The sequence below is a fragment of the Neorhizobium sp. 05N33 genome, from assembly GCF_056397445.1.
The window spans coordinates 172,289-190,840 of record NZ_JBFTNK010000007.1; the positions used below are offsets into that span (position 1 = coordinate 172,289).

Genomic DNA, 18,552 nt, shown 5'->3' on the forward strand with positions numbered 1-18,552 from the left:
TTGCAAAAGGCTGCAATATATCGACTGACAACCGGCTTAATCGCGACGGACTTGTGGAATAGATCATGTTGAAAGATCAGGATCGCATCTTTACCAATATCTACGGCCTCAAGGACAAGTCCCTGAAGGGCGCGATGAGCCGCGGCCATTGGGATGGCACCAAGGAGATCATCGAGAAGGGCCGGGACTGGATCATCAACGAGATGAAGGCTTCGGGTCTTCGCGGCCGCGGCGGCGCCGGCTTCCCGACCGGTCTCAAATGGTCGTTCATGCCGAAGGAATCGGATGGCCGTCCGCATTACCTCGTGGTCAATGCCGACGAATCCGAGCCCGGTACCTGCAAGGACCGCGAAATCATGCGCCACGATCCGCATACGCTGATCGAAGGCTGCGTCATCGCTGGTTTCGCCATGGGCGCCAACACGGCCTATATCTATGTGCGCGGCGAATACATGCGCGAGCGCGAAGCGCTGCAGGCGGCGATCGACGAGTGTTATGATTTCGGCCTGCTCGGCGGAAACAACAAGCTCGGCTGGGATTTCGACATCTACGTCCACCACGGCGCCGGCGCCTATATCTGCGGCGAAGAGACCGCGCTGCTCGAAAGCCTCGAAGGCAAGAAGGGCCAGCCGCGCCTTAAACCTCCGTTCCCGGCCAACATGGGCCTCTACGGCTGCCCGACCACCGTCAACAACGTCGAATCGATCGCGGTTGCCCCGACCATCCTACGCCGCGGCGCCGGCTGGTTCTCGTCCATGGGCCGTCCGAACAATGTCGGCACCAAGCTGTTCATGCTCTCCGGCCACGTCAACAAGCCGTGCACCGTCGAAGAAGTAATGGGCATCACCTTCCGCGAGTTGGTCGACAAGCATGCCGGCGGCATCCGCGGCGGCTGGGACAATCTTCTGGCGGTCATTCCGGGCGGCGCGTCCTGCCCGATCGTGCCGGCCAAGGACATCATGGATTGCCAGATGGATTTCGACGGCCTGCGTGCCGTCGGCTCCTCCTTCGGCACCGCTGGCGCCATCGTCATGGACAAGTCCACCGACGTCATCAAGGCGATCGCCCGCATCTCGGCCTTCTTCAAGCACGAGAGCTGCGGCCAGTGCACGCCGTGCCGCGAAGGCACCGGCTGGATGTGGCGGGTGCTGGAGCGCATGGTCAAGGGCAATGCCCAGAAGCGCGAAATCGACATGCTGTTCCAGGTGACCAAGCAGATCGAGGGCCACACCATCTGCGCGCTCGGCGATGCGGCGGCCTGGCCTGTCCAGGGCCTGATCCGGCATTTCCGTCCGGAGATCGAAGCACGTATCGACCAGTATACCCGAAACGCGACGGCGCATGGCGCCGTCCTGGAAGCTGCGGAGTAGCCACGTGACGAAGTCGGGCAAAGAGCATGAACGGGAGGCGACGGATCGTCCGGCGTTCGATCCAGCGCGCATGCCCGATTTTTCCGAGGCGATGAAGCTCAATCCGCTGATGGCGAACATGGCTGCCGCAACCGCGATCGGTTTCGGCATTGCCACCCAGATGGCTGGCGTCTTCTTCGGCGCGCTGCAGGGCGCGATGGAAGCGGGCAACCGCCAAAAGGCCGCCGATCCAAATCCGGCCGAGGCCTCTCCGATTGCGGAAACGACAGCCCCTGCGGAAACGCCGGCGGCTGCGGAACCGGTCGTCGCAGCAGCGCCGGCGAAACCGGTCGCCGAAAAGCCGAAGGCGCCCCGCAAGGCAGCTGCTCCGGTTCTCAAGGCGGCACCTGTTGCCGAACCGGTCAGGAAGCCGGCCGCCAAGGCTGTGCCGGCGAAAGCTGCGCCCAAGGCCGCTCCGAAGGTTTCGGTCAAGCAGCCGGTCTCGGTAAAGCCGGCGAAGGCGAAGACGGCCAAGGCACCTGCGGGCGGCGACTTGAAGCAGATTTCGGGCATCGGCCCGAAGCTGGTGGAAGTGCTGAACGGCTTGGGTGTAACGAACCTCGCTGAGGTCGCGGCCTGGAACGAGGCCGATATCGCCCGCTTCGACAAGCAATTGGGTTTCGAGGGACGCATCAGCCGCGACGATTGGGTCGGCCAGGCGAAAGCTCTGTTGAAATAAAAGAACATGTCCCCGAGTCGCCTGACCCCCAGGAGACCCAAAGGATGGAACTAAGGACGTAAGTGAGACGATGGTTAAGCTGAAGGTTGACGGCAAAGAGGTCGAAGTTCCGGATCATTTCACGCTGCTTCAGGCATGCGAGGAAGCCGGCGCCGAGGTCCCGCGCTTTTGTTTCCACGAACGTCTTTCGGTCGCCGGCAACTGCCGCATGTGTTTGATCGAAGTGAAGGGCGGACCGCCGAAGCCGGCGGCCTCATGCGCCATGGGCGTGCGCGATGTCCGCGGCGGCCCGAACGGCGAGCTGCCGGAAATCTTCACCAACACGCCGATGGTCAAGAAGGCCCGCGAAGGCGTGATGGAATTCCTGCTGATCAACCATCCGCTGGATTGCCCGATCTGCGACCAGGGCGGCGAGTGCGACCTGCAGGACCAGGCGATGGCCTTCGGCATCGACAGTTCCCGCTACACGGAAAACAAGCGCGCCGTCGAAGACAAGTATATCGGCCCGCTGGTCAAGACCGTGATGAACCGCTGCATCCACTGCACGCGCTGCGTCCGCTTCACCACCGAAGTCGGCGGCATTTCCGAGCTCGGCCTGATCGGCCGCGGCGAGGATGCCGAGATCACCACCTATCTCGAAAGCGCCATGACGTCGGAGCTGCAGGGCAATGTCATCGACCTTTGCCCGGTCGGCGCGCTGACCTCGCGTCCCTTCGCCTTCACCGCCCGCCCGTGGGAACTCAACAAGACCGAATCGATCGACGTCATGGATGCCGTCGGCTCGGCGATCCGCGTCGATACCCGTGGCCGCGAAGTGATGCGCATCATGCCGCGCGTCAATGAGCAGGTGAACGAGGAGTGGATCTCCGACAAGACCCGTTTCATCTGGGACGGCCTGAAGACCCAGCGCCTTGACCGGCCTTACGTCCGCAGGGACGGCCGCCTTCAGGCTGCCTCCTGGGGCGAAGCCTTCGGCGCCATCAAGGCTGCCGTTTCCGCAACGTCTGCTGCAAAGATCGGCGCGATCGCCGGCGATCTGGCGTCGGTCGAAGAAATGTACGCCCTGAAGGAGCTGATCCGGTCGCTCGGATCGGAAAACCTCGACTGTCGCCAGGACGGGACGGCGCTTGATCCGTCGCTCGGCCGCGCAAGCTACATCTTCAACCCGACCATTGAAGGCATCGAACAGGCCGGCGCTCTGCTCCTGGTCGGCGCCAATCCGCGCCTCGAGGCAGCGGTCCTCAACGCCCGCATCCGCAAGCGCTTCCGCCGCGGCAACTTCCCGATCGGCGTGATCGGCGAAGTCAGCGAACTGCGTTACGTCTACGACTATCTCGGTGCAGGCGCAGAAACGCTCACCGACCTCGCGTCCGGCGCAAACAGCTTCGCCGACAAGCTGCGGGCTGCAAAGAACCCGATGATCATCGTAGGGCAGGGGGCTCTTTCCCGTGCCGACGGCGCGGCGATCCTTAGCTCGGCCGCCCAGCTTGCCGGCTCGGTCGGCGCGCTGACCGACGAGTGGAACGGCTTTGCCGTCCTGCACACGGCCGCTGCCCGCGTCGGTGGCCTCGACCTCGGCTTCGTGCCGGGTGCGAACGGCGCCAATGCCGGCGCCCAGCTGGCCGGCATGGACGTTCTCTTCCTGCTCGGTGCCGACGAACTCGACTTCTCGAAGAAGGGCGCCAAGTTCACCGTCTATATCGGCAGCCACGGCGATGCCGGCGCGCACAATGCCGACGTCATCCTGCCGGGGGCGGCCTATACGGAAAAGTCCGGCACCTGGGTCAATACCGAAGGCCGCGTCCAGATGGGCAACCGCGCCGGCTTCGCGCCGGGCGAGGCTCGCGAAGACTGGGCGATCATCCGCGCGCTCTCCGATGTGCTCGGAAACAAACTGCCATTTGATTCGCTGAGCGCCCTACGGGCAAAACTCTATGCCGACTACCCGCATTTCGCCGCCGTCGACGAGATTGCAGCGGGCTCGGTGAACGAAATTGCCGCACTTGGCCAAAAAGCTGCTGCTATGACCAAGTCCGGGTTTGCGTCGCCGATCAAAGACTTCTATTTGACGAACCCGATCGCCCGCGCTTCGGCCGTCATGGCTGAGTGCTCGGCATTGGCCCGCAACAATTTCCAGGCTGCGGCGGAGTAATTTTGAACATGGACTCGTTCTTTTCCATCTACGTCTGGCCGGGCATCGTCATGGTCGCGCAGTCGCTGCTGCTGCTGGTCTGCCTGCTCGTCTTCATCGCCTATGTTCTGCTTGCCGACCGCAAGATCTGGGCGGCCGTCCAGCTGCGCCGCGGCCCGAACGTCGTCGGCCCCTTCGGCCTGTTCCAGTCCTTCGCCGACCTTTTGAAGTTCGTCTTCAAGGAGCCGGTCATTCCGGCTGGCGCCAACAAGGCCGTCTTCCTGCTCGCACCGCTGGTCGCCGTGCTTCTGGCCCTGTCGACCTGGGCGGTGGTGCCGCTCGCGGACGGATGGGTGATTGCCAACATCAATGTCGGCATCCTCTATATCTTTGCGATCTCCTCGCTCGAAGTCTACGGCATCATCATGGGTGGCTGGGCTTCGAACTCGAAATATCCGTTCCTCGGCGCGCTCCGCTCGGCGGCGCAGATGGTCTCCTACGAAGTCTCGATCGGCTTCGTCATCGTCACCGTTCTGCTCTGCGTCGGCTCGCTGAACCTCACCGATATCGTCAATGCCCAGCATGACGGCCTCGGCACGAGGATGGGCCTGCCTGCCTCCTTCCTGGATTGGCACTGGCTGGCGCTGTTCCCGATGTTCGTGGTGTTCTTCATCTCGGCGCTCGCCGAAACGAACCGCCCGCCCTTCGATCTTCCCGAAGCGGAATCGGAGCTGGTCGCCGGCTTTATGGTCGAGTATGGCTCGTCGCCATACATGATGTTCATGCTCGGCGAATACGCAGCCGTCTGCCTGATGTGCGCGCTGACGACCATCCTGTTCCTCGGGGGCTGGCTGCCGCCGGTCGATATCTGGCTCCTCAACTGGGTGCCGGGCATCGTCTGGTTCATGCTGAAGTCGATGCTCGTCTTCTTCATGTTCGCCATGGTGAAGGCCTTCGTTCCGCGCTACCGCTACGACCAGCTCATGCGCCTCGGCTGGAAGATCTTCCTGCCGCTGTCGCTCGCCATGGTCGTCATTACCGCATTCGTGCTGAAGCTGGCGGGATGGGCATGATCATGACCGTGAACATGTCCGCCCAAGCTTTTAGCATCATTGGAGAATAAAGATGGCAAGTCTCGGCCAAGCCGTGAATTCGCTGTTCCTGAAGGAGTTCGTCGGCGCGTTCTTCCTGTCGATGCGCTACTTCTTCAAGCAGAAGGCGACGATCAACTACCCCTTCGAAAAGGGCCCAGTCTCCCCGCGCTTCCGCGGCGAACATGCGCTGCGCCGTTATCCGAACGGCGAGGAACGCTGCATCGCCTGTAAGCTCTGCGAGGCGATCTGTCCTGCCCAGGCGATCACCATCGAGGCCGGCCCGCGCCGCAACGACGGCACCCGCCGCACGGTGCGTTACGATATCGACATGGTGAAGTGCATCTATTGCGGCTTTTGCCAGGAAGCCTGCCCGGTTGATGCGATCGTCGAGGGTCCAAACTTCGAATTCTCGACCGAGACGCGCGAAGAACTCTATTTCGACAAGGCGCGTCTCCTGGAAAACGGCGACCGCTGGGAGCGCGAAATCGCTCGCAACATGGCAATCGATGCGCCCTACCGTTAAGGCGGGGTGATTTGTCCGGCGCCCCCAATTAGCGGGCGGTGCCGGTGACATCTGGATGAAATACCCGGCGCATATCACAAGGCCGGGTTTCGACGGGTAGGGGCATTCGTCCCGATCCCGGTGAGGGACGAAAAGGCACCACGATGGGTCTGCAGGCAATCTTCTTCTATCTCTTCGCGTTCATCGCGGTGGCGTCGGCGTTCATGGTCATTTCGGCCAAGAACCCGGTGCACTCGGTGCTGTTCCTCATCCTGGTCTTCTTCAACGCCGCCGGTCTCTTCCTGCTGACGGGCGCCGAATTCCTGGCGATGATCCTGCTGGTCGTCTATATCGGCGCGGTCGCGGTTCTCTTCCTCTTCGTCGTCATGATGCTCGACATCGACTTCGCGGAGCTACGCTCGGGCGTGCTGCAATATGCGCCGATCGGCATATTGATCGGCCTTATCGTGGCTGCGGAACTGGTGGTCGTTGTCGGTGGCAGCGTGCTCACTCCGGAAGCGGCGAAATCGATCACCATGCCGATCCCGAACCCGGCGACCCGCACCAACACGGCGGCGCTCGGCGACGTGCTCTATACGAATTACGTCTACTTCTTCCAGATCGCCGGCCTGGTGCTTCTGGTGGCGATGATCGGCGCAATCGTGCTGACGCTGCGACACCGCACCAACATCAAGCGTCAGGACATATCACAGCAGGTGGCCCGCACGCCCGCGACTGCTGTCGAAGTGGTCAAGGTCAAGCCGGGCCAGGGCGTCTGAGGCGGGAACAAGGAACAAGAAAAATGGAAATCGGACTTTCCCATTACCTCACGGTCAGCGCCATCCTCTTCACGCTCGGCGTCTTCGGCATCTTCCTGAACCGCAAGAACGTCATCATCATCCTGATGTCGGTGGAGCTCATCCTGCTCTCGGTCAACCTGAACATGGTGGCCTTCTCCTCCTTCCTGAACGACATCGTCGGCCAGGTCTTCGCATTGTTCATTCTGACCGTGGCGGCCGCCGAAGCGGCCATCGGTCTTGCAATTCTCGTCGTCTTCTACCGCAATCGCGGTTCGATCGCCGTCGAAGACGTCAATATGATGAAGGGCTGATCGGGTCATGATCTACAAGGCAATCGTCTTTCTTCCCCTGATCGGCTTCCTGATCGCCGGCCTGTTTGGCCGCTCGATCGGCGCAAAGGCGTCCGAATACGTCACCAGCGGCCTGATGATCATAGCTGGCGTGCTCTCCTGGATCGTCTTCTTCAACGTCGCGCTCGCCCATGGCGAAGCAGGCGAAGTGATCAAGGTTCCGGTCATGCGCTGGATCCAGTCCGGCGGCATCGACGTCGAATGGGCCTTCCGCGTGGATACGCTGACGGCGGTGATGTTCGTCGTCGTCAACACCGTCTCGACGCTCGTGCATGTCTATTCGATCGGCTACATGCACCACGATCCGCATCGCCCGCGCTTCTTCGCCTATCTGTCGCTGTTCACCTTCGCGATGCTGATGCTGGTTACGGCCGACAACCTCGCCCAGATGTTCTTCGGCTGGGAAGGCGTCGGTCTGGCGTCCTACCTGCTCATCGGTTTCTGGTTCAAGAAGCCGTCGGCATCCGCCGCCGCGATGAAGGCCTTCATCGTCAACCGCGTCGGCGACTTCGGTTTCGTGCTCGGCATTGCCGGCGTCTTCGTGCTGTTCGGCTCGATCAGCTTCGAGACGATCTTTGCCGCTGCCGCCACCTATCTGCCGGCCGCAGGCGCTCCGGAGGCGTCTCAGGTCATCGCCAACATCTTCGGCATGGAAGTGACCAAGAGCGGTGCGATCACCATCGTCTGCCTGCTGTTGTTCATGGGCGCGATGGGCAAGTCGGCGCAGTTCCTGCTGCACACCTGGCTGCCGGACGCCATGGAAGGCCCGACCCCGGTGTCTGCGCTCATCCATGCCGCGACCATGGTGACGGCCGGCGTCTTCCTCGTCGCCCGCATGTCGCCGATCTTCGAATTGTCGCCCAATGCTCTGCTGGTCGTCACCGTCATCGGCGCGATCACCGCTTTCTTCGCGGCGACCGTCGGCCTCGTCCAGAACGACATCAAGCGCGTCATCGCCTATTCGACCTGCTCGCAGCTCGGCTACATGTTCGTGGCGCTCGGCCTCGGCGCTTATGGCGCGGCGATCTTCCACCTGTTCACGCATGCCTTCTTCAAGGCGCTGCTGTTCCTTGGCGCCGGCTCGGTCATTCATGCCGTCGATGGCGAACAGGACATGCGCTACATGGGCGGCCTTCGTAAGCACATTCCGGTCACCTTCTGGATGATGACGATCGGCACGCTGGCGCTGACCGGCGTCGGTATCCCCGGAACGATGTTCGGTTTCGCCGGCTTCTTCTCCAAGGACGTGATCATCGAAAGCGCCTATTCGTCGCATTCGCCGGTGGCAGGCTTCGCCTTCACGCTTCTGGTCATCGCCGCGCTGTTCACCAGCTTCTATTCCTGGCGCCTCGCGTTCATGACCTTCTTCGGCAAGCCGCGCGCATCCGCCGACGTCATGCATCATGTGCATGAATCGCCGATGGTCATGCTGGCGCCGCTCTATATCCTCGCTGCCGGTGCGGTTGTCGCCGGCGTGCTGTTCGAAGGTTATTTCTTCGGCCACGAATATCTGGAATTCTGGAAGGGCGCGCTGTTCACGCTTCCGGAAAACAAGATCCTCGAAGAGTTCCATCACGTGCCGGTCCTGGTCGCCTGGAGCCCGTTCATCGCCATGGCGGTCGGCTTCGTCACCGCCTGGTATTTCTACATCAAGTCGCCGTCGACCCCCCGTCGTCTCGCCGCTTCACAGAAGGTCCTCTACGAGTTCCTGCTCAACAAGTGGTATTTCGACGAACTCTACGACTTCCTCTTCGTCCGCTCCGCCAAGGCGCTCGGCCGGTTCCTGTGGAAGAAGGGTGACATCGGCGTCATCGATACCTACGGCCCGAACGGCGTTGCCGCCCGCGTGGTCGACGTCACCAACCGGGTGGTCAAGCTGCAGTCCGGTTACCTCTATCACTACGCGTTCGCGATGCTGATCGGCATCGCCGCCCTCGTCACCTGGATGATGCTCGGGAGCTCGATCTAATGACCGACTGGCCAATTCTCTCGACGGTCACCTTCCTGCCGCTGGTCGGCGTACTGTTGCTGCTTCTGACACGGGAAGACGGCCCCTTCGGGCGCCGTAATATCCTCAACGTCTCGCTGTTCACGACGGTCTTCACCTTCATCGTCTCGCTGTTCGTCTGGATCGGTTTCGACAATTCGAATTCCGGCTTCCAGATGGTCGAGAAGCACAACTGGCTCGGCACCGGCATCTCCTATCATCTCGGCGTCGACGGCATCTCCATGCTGTTCGTCATCCTGACGACCTTCCTGATGCCGTTCTGCGTGCTCGCCAGCTGGAATACGATCGAAAAGCGCCTCAAGGAGTACATGATCGCCTTCTTGCTTCTGGAAGTGGTCATGACCGGCGTCTTCGTTTCGCTCGACGTCGTGCTCTTCTACGTCTTCTTCGAAGCGACCCTCATTCCGATGTTCGTCATCATCGGCGTCTGGGGCGGCAAGGACCGCGTCTACGCGTCCTACAAATTCTTCCTCTATACGCTGCTCGGCTCGGTGCTGATGATGCTCGCCATCATGGCGATGTACTGGCAGGCCGGTACCACCGACATTACCGAACTCTTGAAATACGGCTTCCCGGCCGGCATGCAGACCTGGCTCTGGCTCGCCTGTTTTGCGGCCTTCTCGGTCAAGATGCCGATGTGGCCGGTGCATACCTGGCTTCCGGATGCGCACGTCCAGGCCCCGACCGCGGGCTCGGTGATCCTTGCCGGCGTCATGCTGAAGCTCGGCGGCTACGGAATGATCCGTTTTTCGCTCGCCATGTTGCCGATCGCGTCGGAACATTTCGCGCCGCTGGTCTTCTCGCTGTCGGTGATCGCCATCATCTACACCTCGCTGGTGGCGATGATGCAGGACGACATCAAGAAGCTGATCGCCTATTCCTCGGTCGCCCACATGGGTTACGTAACCATGGGCATCTTTGCGGCGAACGTTCAGGGCGTGCAAGGCGCGCTCTTCCAGATGCTGTCGCACGGCGTCGTCTCGGGCGCGCTCTTCCTCTGCGTCGGCGTTGTCTATGACCGGCTCCACACCCGCGAGATCTCCGCCTATGGCGGCCTCGTCAACAACATGCCGAAATATGCCGTCGCCTTCATGATCTTCACGATGGCAAACGTCGGCCTGCCGGGCACGTCCGGCTTCATCGGCGAATTCCTGACGATCATTGGCGTCTTCCGGGTCAACACCTGGGTGGCGCTGTTCGCGGCGACCGGCGTCATTCTCTCGGCCTCCTACGCGCTCTGGCTCTATCGCCGGGTCATCTTCGGGGTGCTCGAGAAGGAAAGCCTCAAGGCATTGCTCGACCTTTCCGGCCGCGAGAAGCTGATCCTCTATCCGCTGATCGCTGTCACCATCTTCTACGGCTTCTATCCGGCGCCGATCTTCGATGCGACGGCGGCATCGGTGGACATGCTGGTGAACAATTATTCCGCAGCCCTGGCAGCGGCGAAAGACCTTGCACTCAACGTGCACTGAGACGGGACAAGACTGGATATGACCGCTGAAATTCTCTCCCTAAGCTTGCAGCTCTCGATGCCGGAGATCATCCTGGCCGTGGGCGCGCTCGCTCTTCTGATGATCGGCGTCTTCTCCGGCGACAAGTCCGCGCCGACGGTGACGGGGCTGGCGGTGGCGCTGCTGGCGGTCGCTGGCCTGTGGCTGATCTTCATGCCGGGCGAGGGCGTTGCCTATGGCGGCGCCTTCAAGCTGGATGCCTTCGGCCGTTTCATGAAGGTCCTGGCGCTCGTCGGTTCGATCACCGCCATGGTCATGTCCGTCGGCCATGCGAAGTCGGATCAGCTCAACCGCTTCGAGTTCCCGGTGCTTCTGGTTCTGTCGACGCTCGGCATGCTGCTGCTGATCTCGGCGAACGACCTGATCGCCTTCTATCTCGCCCTCGAACTGATGTCGCTGGCGCTCTATGTCATCGCCGCCTTCAACCGGGACAGCCTGCGCTCGACCGAAGCTGGCCTGAAATACTTCGTCCTCGGCGCGCTCTCCTCCGGCATGATGCTTTACGGCATGTCGCTGGTCTACGGCTTCACCGGCAATACCGGCTTCGAAGGCATCGCCAAGGTTCTCTCCGCCGAGACCCGCGGCCTGGGCTTGATCTTCGGCATGGTCTTCGTGCTCGCCGGCGCCTGCTTCAAGATCTCCGCCGTGCCGTTCCACATGTGGACGCCGGACGTCTATGAAGGCGCACCGACCCCGGTCACCGCCTTCTTCGCTGCTGGTCCGAAGGTCGCCGCCATGGCAATCCTCGTCCGCATCGCTTCGGATGCCTTCCTGCCGATCATCGCCGACTGGCGCCAGATCATCGTTTTCGTATCGATCGCCTCCATGCTGCTCGGCTCGTTCGCAGCGATCGGCCAGCGTAACATCAAGCGACTGATGGCCTATTCCTCGATCGGCCACATGGGTTACGCGCTTGTCGGGCTTGCCGCCGGCTCCGAGACGGGCGTCTCGGGCGTCGTCCTCTACATGACCATCTACATGGTCATGACGCTCGGCACCTTCGCCTGTATCATGGCGATGCGCCGCAAGGACGGCGTCAATGTCGAGAATGTCGACGATCTTGCCGGCCTGTCGTCCACCAAGCCGTTCATGGCGGTGGTGCTGACCGCGCTGATGTTCTCGATGGCCGGCATTCCGCCGCTCGCCGGCTTCTTCGCCAAGTATTTCGTGTTCGTCGCGGCGATCGAAGCCAAGCTTTATGCCCTGGCCGTCATCGGCGTGCTCTCCTCGGTCGTGGGCGCCTATTATTACCTGCGCATCGTCAAGCTGATGTGGTTCGATGAAGCCAAGGGCGAATTCGCCCGCATCTCCGGCGAGCTGCGCCTGGTCTTCGGTCTCTCCGGCCTCTTCGTCGTGGCTTATGTGCTGATCGGCGGACCGATCGGCACGGCGGCGAGTGCCGCCGCGAAGTCCTTCTTCTGAGAATGCCGGGAGCAAGGGACCGTTTCTCGCTCGATGCGTTCCGCCACGAGGCGCTCGACGAAGTCGGATCCACCAATAGCGAATGTCTCGCCCGCGCTCGCGCGGGCGATTCCGGTTTGTTGTGGCTGACCGCGACGCGCCAGCTTGCCGGCCGTGGTCGCCGTGGCCGGGCCTGGACGTCGGAACCCGGCAATCTCTATGCCTCGCTGCTACTGATCGATCCCGCGCCGCCGGAGAGGATCGGCTCTTTGCCGCTCGCGGTTGCAGTCGCGGTCCATGCCGCGGTCAGATCGGTTCTGCCGCCGGGCGGCGAGCCGCTCGATGTCAAATGGCCGAACGATATCCTGATCGGCCGCAAGAAGACCTGTGGTATTCTGCTGGAAGGCGAGGGGTTGCCGGATGGCCGCCGCGCGCTCGTCATCGGCATCGGTATCAACATCCGCCATATGCCCGACAGTGCGGCCTACGCGGTGACACGGCTTGCCGATCACGGCGCCAACATTTCGCCTGAAGAGCTTTTCGCCCATCTCTTCAGGGAGATGGCGCAGGTTCTGGGTGTTTGGGATGAGGGCCGGGGCACGCCCGAAATCAGCCGGCGCTGGCGCGAGGTCGCCTGCGGCATCGGCGAAAAAATCACCGTGAACCTGCCGGATCGCTCGCTTGTTGGCACATTCGCAGGTATCGATGACAAAGGATTTTTGCTGCTCGACACCGGATTGGGCGCGCTGACGTCGATCGCCGCCGGTGATGTATTTTTTCAAGGAATGGAATAGACAAAGAAAATGGCAAACCAAGAAGAACTGGTGTTTCTGCCGCTTGGCGGCGTCGGCGAGATCGGCATGAACCTCGCCCTCTACGGCTATGGAACGCCGGAGAAGCGCCAGTGGATCATGGTCGATTGCGGCGTGACCTTTCCGGGGCCGGATCTGCCGGGCGTCGATCTCGTGCTGCCGGATATCCGCTTCCTCGCCAGCCAGCGCAGCCATCTCAAGGCGATGATCATCACCCATGCGCACGAGGACCACTACGGCGCGATGAACGATCTGTGGCCGGGCCTCAACGTGCCCGTCTATGCCTCGCCGTTCACCGCCGGCATGCTGGAGGCGAAACGCAACTACGAAGGTTCGCGCGCTGAAATCCCGGTGACGATCTTCAAAGCCGGCGACCGCATCAATATCGGCCCGTTCGAGATCGAGGCGGTCGGCGTCAACCATTCGATCCCGGAGCCGATGTCGCTGGTCATCCGCACCCCGCTCGGCAATGTCGTTCATACCGGCGACTGGAAGATCGATCATGCGCCGTCGCTCGGGCCGTTCACCGACGAGGCTCGCTTCCGCAAGATCGGTGACGAAGGCGTGCTGGCGCTGATGTGCGACAGCACCAATTCCATGCGCGAAGGCGTTTCGCCGTCCGAGGAGGAAGTCTCCGAAGGCCTGCGCCAGATCATCGAGGCGGCCGAGGGCAGAGTAGCGATCACCACTTTCTCGTCGAATGTCGGCCGCATCCGCTCGATCGCCCAGGCCGCAGACGCCGCTGGCCGCGAAGTCCTTTTGCTCGGCTCCTCGCTGAAGCGCGTCGTCGGCGTCGCCCGCGACATCGGCATCATGGAAGGCCTGAAGCCCTTCATCGCCGAGGACGAATACGGTTATATCCCGCGCGACAAGATCGTGGTGATCCTGACCGGCAGCCAGGGCGAACCGCGCGCGGCCCTTGCCAAGATCGCCCGCGACGAGATGCGCCATGTGGCGCTGACGTCAGGCGATACGGTGGTCTTTTCCTCGCGCACAATTCCCGGCAACGAAAAGGCGATCATCGAGATCAAGAACGGCCTGATCGAGCAGGGGATCAAGATCGTCACCGACAGCGACGCGCTCGTCCACGTCTCCGGCCACCCGCGCCGCAGCGAACTGGTGCAGATGTACCAATGGACACGCCCGCAGATCCTCGTGCCCGTCCACGGCGAGGCCGCGCACCTGACGGCCCAGGCCGAGCTCGGCGCATCCGCCGGCATTAAGACCATTCCGCGGGTTCGTAACGGCAACATCCTGCGCCTTGCGCCTGGCCCGGCCGAGGTCATCGGCGATGCGCCGCATGGCCGCATCTTCAAGGACGGCAAACTGATCGGCGATTTCGAGGAAATGGGCATCGGCGACCGCCGAAAGCTCTCCTTCGTCGGCCATGTCTCCGTCAACGTCCTGCTCGACACCCGTTATGACTTCGTGACCGATCCCGATCTCATCGCCTTCGGCCTGCCGGAATTCGACGACGAGGGCGAGGACATGGAGGATACGCTTTATGACGCCGTGCTCGGCGCCGTCGAAAGCATCCCGCGCGCGCGCCGCAAGGATCTCGACATGGTCCGTGAGGCGATCCGCCGCGCCGTCCGCTCCACCGCCAACGAGGCCTGGGGCAAGAAACCGATCGTGACGGTGTTCGTTACCCGTCTCTGAAGGGCGGAGAGGTCGCCGCATATCCCTTCTCCCCGTCAGAACGGGGAGAAGGTGGCGGCAGCCGGATGAGGGGCATTCTTACCAGCGATCGCCCAGCCAATGCGGACATATCGCCCACACTCGGGAGGACAAGACATGCTCGGACGCGTCAATCACATCGCCATCGCCGTGCCGGATCTTGGCATCGCGACCATGATATATCGCGATACGCTCGGCGCCCGCGTCTCCCAGGCCCAGGCCTTGCCGGAGCATGGCGTCACTGTGGTCTTCGTCGAGCTCCCCAACACCAAGGTGGAACTGCTCGAACCGCTCGGCCCCGAGTCGCCGATTGCGGCTTTCCTGGAGAAAAATCCCTCCGGCGGCATGCACCATATCTGTTACGAGGTGGACGATATCGTCGCTGCGCGTGACACGTTGAAGGCGGCCGGCGCGCGGGTGCTCGGAGACGGCAATCCGAAGACCGGAGCCCATGGAAAACCTGTGCTTTTCCTGCATCCGAAGGACTTCAATGGCACCTTGATCGAGCTCGAACAGGTATGATTCCCACAGCTGTGACATCACGCCGGGGTCTCTTGGTTTGAGCTTGCCCGCCTTTCAGCCTATAAGGGCGCCAATTCTTCGAACCGGAACCGAGTCGAAATCATGCCTCTTTTGACGGTCGCGGCCATCTATTTCATCATCTGGTGGACCGTGCTCTTCATCGTCCTTCCGCTTGGTTATCGCACCCAGCAGGAAGACGGTGAGGTGACCATAGGGACTGTGGAAAGCGCTCCGGCCCGGTTTCGCGGCGGTCGCGTCGTGCTGCTGACGACGGTGATCTCGACACTGCTCTATGTGGGCTACTACGTCGCATCCACCTATTTCGGCGTCGGCATCGGCGACATTCCGGTGATCGTGCCGACCTTCGAATAGATGGACGAGTAGGCAGTAGAATAAGGCGGGATCGTCGGAAGCCTGTCATTTCCCTGTCATGATTTGCAGGCATAGGAAGCGGCGACGAACGCGCTCGCGCTTTATCGTTCCGGGTGACGAGAAAGCAAAAAAAAACAAGGCGGTTAAGCCTTGTTTTCAAGTTTCGCGTGATCCTTAACCGTTACCGGGGCTGCGACAAGCGCGCCTAAGATCTGATCCTCCCAAGACTTGACCGCGAAATGGCAAGAATTTGAACTCCTTGCCTCTTTTGTGAGCTGAACCTAGCTCAAAGGATGTGCTTTGTCATCCGCTTTTTTGTATTTTTGCTACACTTCGATAAAATTTTTTAGTTGACAAAAATGTCGCGCGCTTGCCACGAAATTTCCGCTTTTGCCGGGTCTGGAAGTGTCGGCGCAGATTCGTGAACAACGTGCGATTCATGCTGGGGCGGGTTCCCTTGGAGCCTCGGAACGGCTATGTACCCTCCCAATATTGTTGAAGAAAACGGCCGAGTCCTCGCATGTAAGGGATAGGCCCTGACAACCTCGGAAATCGCGATGCGCCTGTCCCGCTATTTTATGCCCATCCTGAAGGAAAACCCCAAGGAAGCGGAAATCGCGTCCCATCGGCTGATGCTGCGTGCCGGAATGATCCGCCAGCAGAGCCAGGGCATCTATTCCTGGCTGCCGCTCGGCAAGCGCGTGCTCGACAAGGTCAACGCCATCATTCGCGAAGAGCAGAACCGAGCCGGTGCGATCGAGGTGCTGATGCCGACGCTGCAGTCCGCCGAACTCTGGCAGGAAAGCGGCCGCTACGACGCCTATGGCAAGGAAATGCTGCGCATCAAGGACCGCCAGGAGCGGCCGATGCTCTACGGCCCCACCAACGAGGAAATGATCACGGACATCTTCCGGTCCTACGTCAAGTCCTACAAGAACCTGCCGCTCAACCTTTATCACATCCAGCTGAAGTTCCGTGACGAGATCCGTCCGCGCTTCGGCACCATGCGCTCGCGCGAATTCCTGATGAAGGACGCCTATTCCTTCGACCTGACCAAGGAAGATGCCGAGCATTCCTATCGCAAGATGTTCACTGCCTATCTGCGCACTTTTGCGCGGCTTGGCCTGCGGGCGATCCCGATGCGCGCCGATACCGGCCCGATCGGCGGCAACCTGTCCCACGAATTCATCATCCTGGCCGAGACCGGCGAGTCGGAAGTGTTTTCCCACAAGGATTTCGTCAACTTCGACATCCCCCGCATCGACACCAATTTCGATGACGTCGAGGCCATGCAGGCGGTCTTCGACAAGTGGACCTCGGTCTACGCGGCAACCTCGGAAATGCACGACGAGGAGGCCTTCAACGCCATCCCCGAGACCGACCGTCTGTCCGCCCGCGGCATCGAGGTCGGCCATATCTTCTATTTCGGCACCAAATATTCCGAGCCGATGGGCGCCAAGGTGCAGGGACCGGACGGCAAGGAACACCCTGTCCACATGGGTTCCTACGGCATTGGCCCGACACGCCTTGTTCCCGCCATCATCGAAGCATCGCATGACGACAACGGAATCATCTGGCCGGCATCGGTCGCGCCGTTCGACGTCGTGGTGATCAACATGAAGCCCGGCGACGAGGCATGCGACCGGATCTGCGAAACGCTTTACGGCGGTCTCGCGACGGTTGGCAAGGACGTGCTCTACGACGATACGGACGAGCGCGCCGGCACCAAGTTCGCGACGGCCGATCTGATCGGCGTGCCGGTCCAGGTGATTGTCGGACCCCGCTCCGCCGCGTCAGGCGAAGTGGAGGTCAAGGACCGCAAGACCGGTGAGCGCGAAACGCTGACCGTCGAAGCGGCCATGAACAGGCTCGCCGGCCGATAAGCCGGCAGGCGGCCGGAGCAATTCCAGGAAAAGTGTGAAGCGGTTTTCCGTCAGGAATTGCGACCACCAGATTGAGGAAATGGCATGGCGAGTGTCGCGGCGAATGGTGAAGCGGTAAAGGCGGGTGGTTCGCCTGCGGCCGGTCCTTTCTCGGCCTTCGAGCGGATGGTCGCCTGGCGTTACCTGCGCTCGCGCCGCCGCGAGGCCTTCATTTCCGTCATCGCCGGTTTTTCCTTCATCGGCATCATGCTCGGCGTCGCGACGCTGATCATCGTCATGGCTGTGATGAACGGTTTCCGCACTGAGCTCATCTCCCGCATTCTCGGCATCAACGGCCACATGATCGTCCAGCCGATCGACGGGCCGCTCACCGATTATGCCGAACTCACCCAGAAATTCGCGGCGGTCCCCGGCGTCCGCATGGCGCTGCCCCTGGTCGAGGGCCAGACGCTGGCATCGGGCCGCGGCGGTGCGGGTTCCGGGGCGCTGGTGCGCGGCGTCCGTCCGGAAGATCTCGAAAAGCTGTCCGAGGTCGCCGGCAACGTCAAGTCGGGCGACATGGTCGGCTTTGCCTCGGGGCAGGGCGTGCTGGTGGGCTCCAGGCTCGCTGCCCAGCTCGGTCTCTCCGCCGGCGACCAGATCACGCTGATCTCTCCGGAAGGCGACGTGACGCCGATGGGCGTCAATCCACGCGTCAAATCCTATCCGGTCTCCGGCATTTTCGAGATCGGCATGTCGGAATACGATGCGACGATCATCTACATGCCGCTCGAGGAATCGCAGCTTTATTTCAATGCCGAAGGCCTCGTTCAGTCGATCGAGCTGTTCATCGACAATCCCGATAACGTCGACGACCTGCGCCCGAAGATCGAGGCGGCGGCGGGCCGCCAGATCTTCATCACCGACTGGCGCCAGCGTAACCAGACCTTCTTCTCGGCGCTTCAGGTGGAGCGCAACGTCATGTTCATGATCCTGACCCTGATCGTGCTGGTGGCGGCGCTCAACATCATCTCCGGCCTGATCATGCTGGTGAAGGACAAGGGCAGCGATATCGCCATCCTGCGCACCATGGGCGCGGGTGCGGGGGCGATCATGCGCATCTTCTTCATGACCGGGGCGGCGATCGGCATCGTCGGAACGTTCGCCGGCGTCCTGCTGGGCGTGGTCGTCTGTCTCAACGTCGAATCGATCCGCCAGTTCTTCTCCTGGGTCTCGGGCACCATCCTCTTCGATCCGCAACTCTATTTCCTCAGCCAGCTGCCGGCGGAGATGAGCTTTGGCGAGACCTTCTCGGTGGTCATGATGGCGCTCGTCCTTTCCTTCATCGCCACCATCCTTCCGGCCTGGCGAGCCTCCCGGCTCGATCCTGTCCAGGCCCTCCGATACGAATAGGACCCACAT

Annotated in this window: 16 protein-coding genes; all 16 read left to right on the top strand. The window is 61.7% G+C overall.

Annotation, left to right across the window (positions count from 1 at the left end):
* Positions 1 to 65 precede the first annotated feature (65 nt).
* The 16 genes from nuoF to AC1DLT_RS19395 all read left to right on the top strand — a co-directional run bounded on the left by nuoF (position 66) and on the right by AC1DLT_RS19395 (position 18,543).
* Positions 66 to 1,370: an NADH-quinone oxidoreductase subunit NuoF gene (gene nuoF, locus AC1DLT_RS19320; RefSeq protein WP_038541986.1), complete on the top strand. Its 1,305-nt coding sequence runs from the start codon at positions 66 to 68 to the stop codon at positions 1,368 to 1,370.
* 4 nt (positions 1,371 to 1,374) lie between these two features.
* On the top strand, positions 1,375 to 2,088 hold the full coding sequence (locus tag AC1DLT_RS19325; protein ID WP_477487807.1) for a 5' DNA nuclease: 714 nt from the start codon (positions 1,375 to 1,377) through the stop codon (positions 2,086 to 2,088).
* A gap of 70 nt (positions 2,089 to 2,158) precedes the next feature.
* Positions 2,159 to 4,240, top strand: a complete 2,082-nt coding sequence (gene nuoG / locus AC1DLT_RS19330) for an NADH-quinone oxidoreductase subunit NuoG (RefSeq protein ID WP_477487808.1) — start codon at positions 2,159 to 2,161, stop codon at positions 4,238 to 4,240.
* Between the two features lie 8 nt (positions 4,241 to 4,248).
* A complete protein-coding gene (gene nuoH, locus AC1DLT_RS19335; RefSeq protein WP_038593139.1) occupies positions 4,249 to 5,292 on the top strand; it encodes an NADH-quinone oxidoreductase subunit NuoH in 1,044 nt (347 codons plus the stop codon).
* 52 nt (positions 5,293 to 5,344) lie between these two features.
* Entirely contained in the window at positions 5,345 to 5,836 is a 492-nt protein-coding gene (gene nuoI, locus AC1DLT_RS19340; protein WP_037080524.1) for an NADH-quinone oxidoreductase subunit NuoI, read from the top strand.
* A gap of 143 nt (positions 5,837 to 5,979) precedes the next feature.
* Positions 5,980 to 6,594 (top strand): NADH-quinone oxidoreductase subunit J, encoded by a 615-nt coding sequence (locus tag AC1DLT_RS19345; RefSeq protein ID WP_038541992.1) that lies wholly within the window; start codon positions 5,980 to 5,982, stop codon positions 6,592 to 6,594.
* A 23-nt stretch (positions 6,595 to 6,617) separates the two neighbouring features.
* A complete protein-coding gene (nuoK, locus tag AC1DLT_RS19350) occupies positions 6,618 to 6,926 on the top strand; it encodes an NADH-quinone oxidoreductase subunit NuoK (protein ID WP_007772674.1) in 309 nt (102 codons plus the stop codon).
* 7 nt (positions 6,927 to 6,933) lie between these two features.
* Complete coding sequence (gene nuoL / locus AC1DLT_RS19355) at positions 6,934 to 8,934, top strand: NADH-quinone oxidoreductase subunit L (RefSeq protein ID WP_477487809.1); 2,001 nt, start codon at positions 6,934 to 6,936, stop codon at positions 8,932 to 8,934.
* Positions 8,934 to 10,445, top strand: coding sequence for an NADH-quinone oxidoreductase subunit M (locus tag AC1DLT_RS19360; protein ID WP_477487810.1), 1,512 nt, complete (start codon positions 8,934 to 8,936; stop codon positions 10,443 to 10,445). The genes nuoL and AC1DLT_RS19360 overlap by 1 nt, the downstream gene beginning before the upstream one ends.
* A gap of 18 nt (positions 10,446 to 10,463) precedes the next feature.
* Complete coding sequence (gene nuoN / locus AC1DLT_RS19365; protein WP_477487811.1) at positions 10,464 to 11,906, top strand: NADH-quinone oxidoreductase subunit NuoN; 1,443 nt, start codon at positions 10,464 to 10,466, stop codon at positions 11,904 to 11,906.
* A gap of 2 nt (positions 11,907 to 11,908) precedes the next feature.
* A complete protein-coding gene (locus AC1DLT_RS19370) occupies positions 11,909 to 12,679 on the top strand; it encodes a biotin--[acetyl-CoA-carboxylase] ligase (protein WP_477487812.1) in 771 nt (256 codons plus the stop codon).
* A gap of 9 nt (positions 12,680 to 12,688) precedes the next feature.
* Positions 12,689 to 14,356, top strand: coding sequence for a ribonuclease J (locus AC1DLT_RS19375; protein WP_038542004.1), 1,668 nt, complete (start codon positions 12,689 to 12,691; stop codon positions 14,354 to 14,356).
* Positions 14,357 to 14,491: 135 nt separating this feature from the next.
* Positions 14,492 to 14,896 carry a methylmalonyl-CoA epimerase gene (gene mce, locus AC1DLT_RS19380; protein ID WP_477487813.1) on the top strand — a complete coding sequence of 135 codons (405 nt, stop codon included), beginning with the start codon at positions 14,492 to 14,494 and terminating at the stop codon, positions 14,894 to 14,896.
* Between the two features lie 102 nt (positions 14,897 to 14,998).
* Positions 14,999 to 15,268, top strand: a complete 270-nt coding sequence (locus AC1DLT_RS19385) for a DUF1467 family protein (protein WP_477487814.1) — start codon at positions 14,999 to 15,001, stop codon at positions 15,266 to 15,268.
* A gap of 557 nt (positions 15,269 to 15,825) precedes the next feature.
* Positions 15,826 to 17,151, top strand: a complete 1,326-nt coding sequence (proS, locus tag AC1DLT_RS19390) for a proline--tRNA ligase (RefSeq protein ID WP_477487815.1) — start codon at positions 15,826 to 15,828, stop codon at positions 17,149 to 17,151.
* Between the two features lie 84 nt (positions 17,152 to 17,235).
* Entirely contained in the window at positions 17,236 to 18,543 is a 1,308-nt protein-coding gene (locus AC1DLT_RS19395) for a lipoprotein-releasing ABC transporter permease subunit (RefSeq protein ID WP_477487816.1), read from the top strand.
* The last annotated feature ends 9 nt before the right edge of the window (positions 18,544 to 18,552 follow it).

What these genes read in the sequence shown, in the direction of transcription:
- nuoF (WP_038541986.1), top strand. Translation starts at nt 66, where the DNA reads ATGTTGAAAGATCAGGATCGCATCTTTACCAATATCTACGGCCTCAAG.
- nuoG (WP_477487808.1), top strand. Translation starts at nt 2,159, where the DNA reads ATGGTTAAGCTGAAGGTTGACGGCAAAGAGGTCGAAGTTCCGGATCAT.
- nuoH (WP_038593139.1), top strand. Translation starts at nt 4,249, where the DNA reads ATGGACTCGTTCTTTTCCATCTACGTCTGGCCGGGCATCGTCATGGTC.
- nuoI (WP_037080524.1), top strand. Translation starts at nt 5,345, where the DNA reads ATGGCAAGTCTCGGCCAAGCCGTGAATTCGCTGTTCCTGAAGGAGTTC.
- AC1DLT_RS19345 (WP_038541992.1), top strand. Translation starts at nt 5,980, where the DNA reads ATGGGTCTGCAGGCAATCTTCTTCTATCTCTTCGCGTTCATCGCGGTG.
- nuoK (WP_007772674.1), top strand. Translation starts at nt 6,618, where the DNA reads ATGGAAATCGGACTTTCCCATTACCTCACGGTCAGCGCCATCCTCTTC.
- nuoL (WP_477487809.1), top strand. Translation starts at nt 6,934, where the DNA reads ATGATCTACAAGGCAATCGTCTTTCTTCCCCTGATCGGCTTCCTGATC.
- AC1DLT_RS19360 (WP_477487810.1), top strand. Translation starts at nt 8,934, where the DNA reads ATGACCGACTGGCCAATTCTCTCGACGGTCACCTTCCTGCCGCTGGTC.
- nuoN (WP_477487811.1), top strand. Translation starts at nt 10,464, where the DNA reads ATGACCGCTGAAATTCTCTCCCTAAGCTTGCAGCTCTCGATGCCGGAG.
- AC1DLT_RS19370 (WP_477487812.1), top strand. Translation starts at nt 11,909, where the DNA reads ATGCCGGGAGCAAGGGACCGTTTCTCGCTCGATGCGTTCCGCCACGAG.
- AC1DLT_RS19375 (WP_038542004.1), top strand. Translation starts at nt 12,689, where the DNA reads ATGGCAAACCAAGAAGAACTGGTGTTTCTGCCGCTTGGCGGCGTCGGC.
- mce (WP_477487813.1), top strand. Translation starts at nt 14,492, where the DNA reads ATGCTCGGACGCGTCAATCACATCGCCATCGCCGTGCCGGATCTTGGC.
- AC1DLT_RS19385 (WP_477487814.1), top strand. Translation starts at nt 14,999, where the DNA reads ATGCCTCTTTTGACGGTCGCGGCCATCTATTTCATCATCTGGTGGACC.
- proS (WP_477487815.1), top strand. Translation starts at nt 15,826, where the DNA reads ATGCGCCTGTCCCGCTATTTTATGCCCATCCTGAAGGAAAACCCCAAG.
- AC1DLT_RS19395 (WP_477487816.1), top strand. Translation starts at nt 17,236, where the DNA reads ATGGCGAGTGTCGCGGCGAATGGTGAAGCGGTAAAGGCGGGTGGTTCG.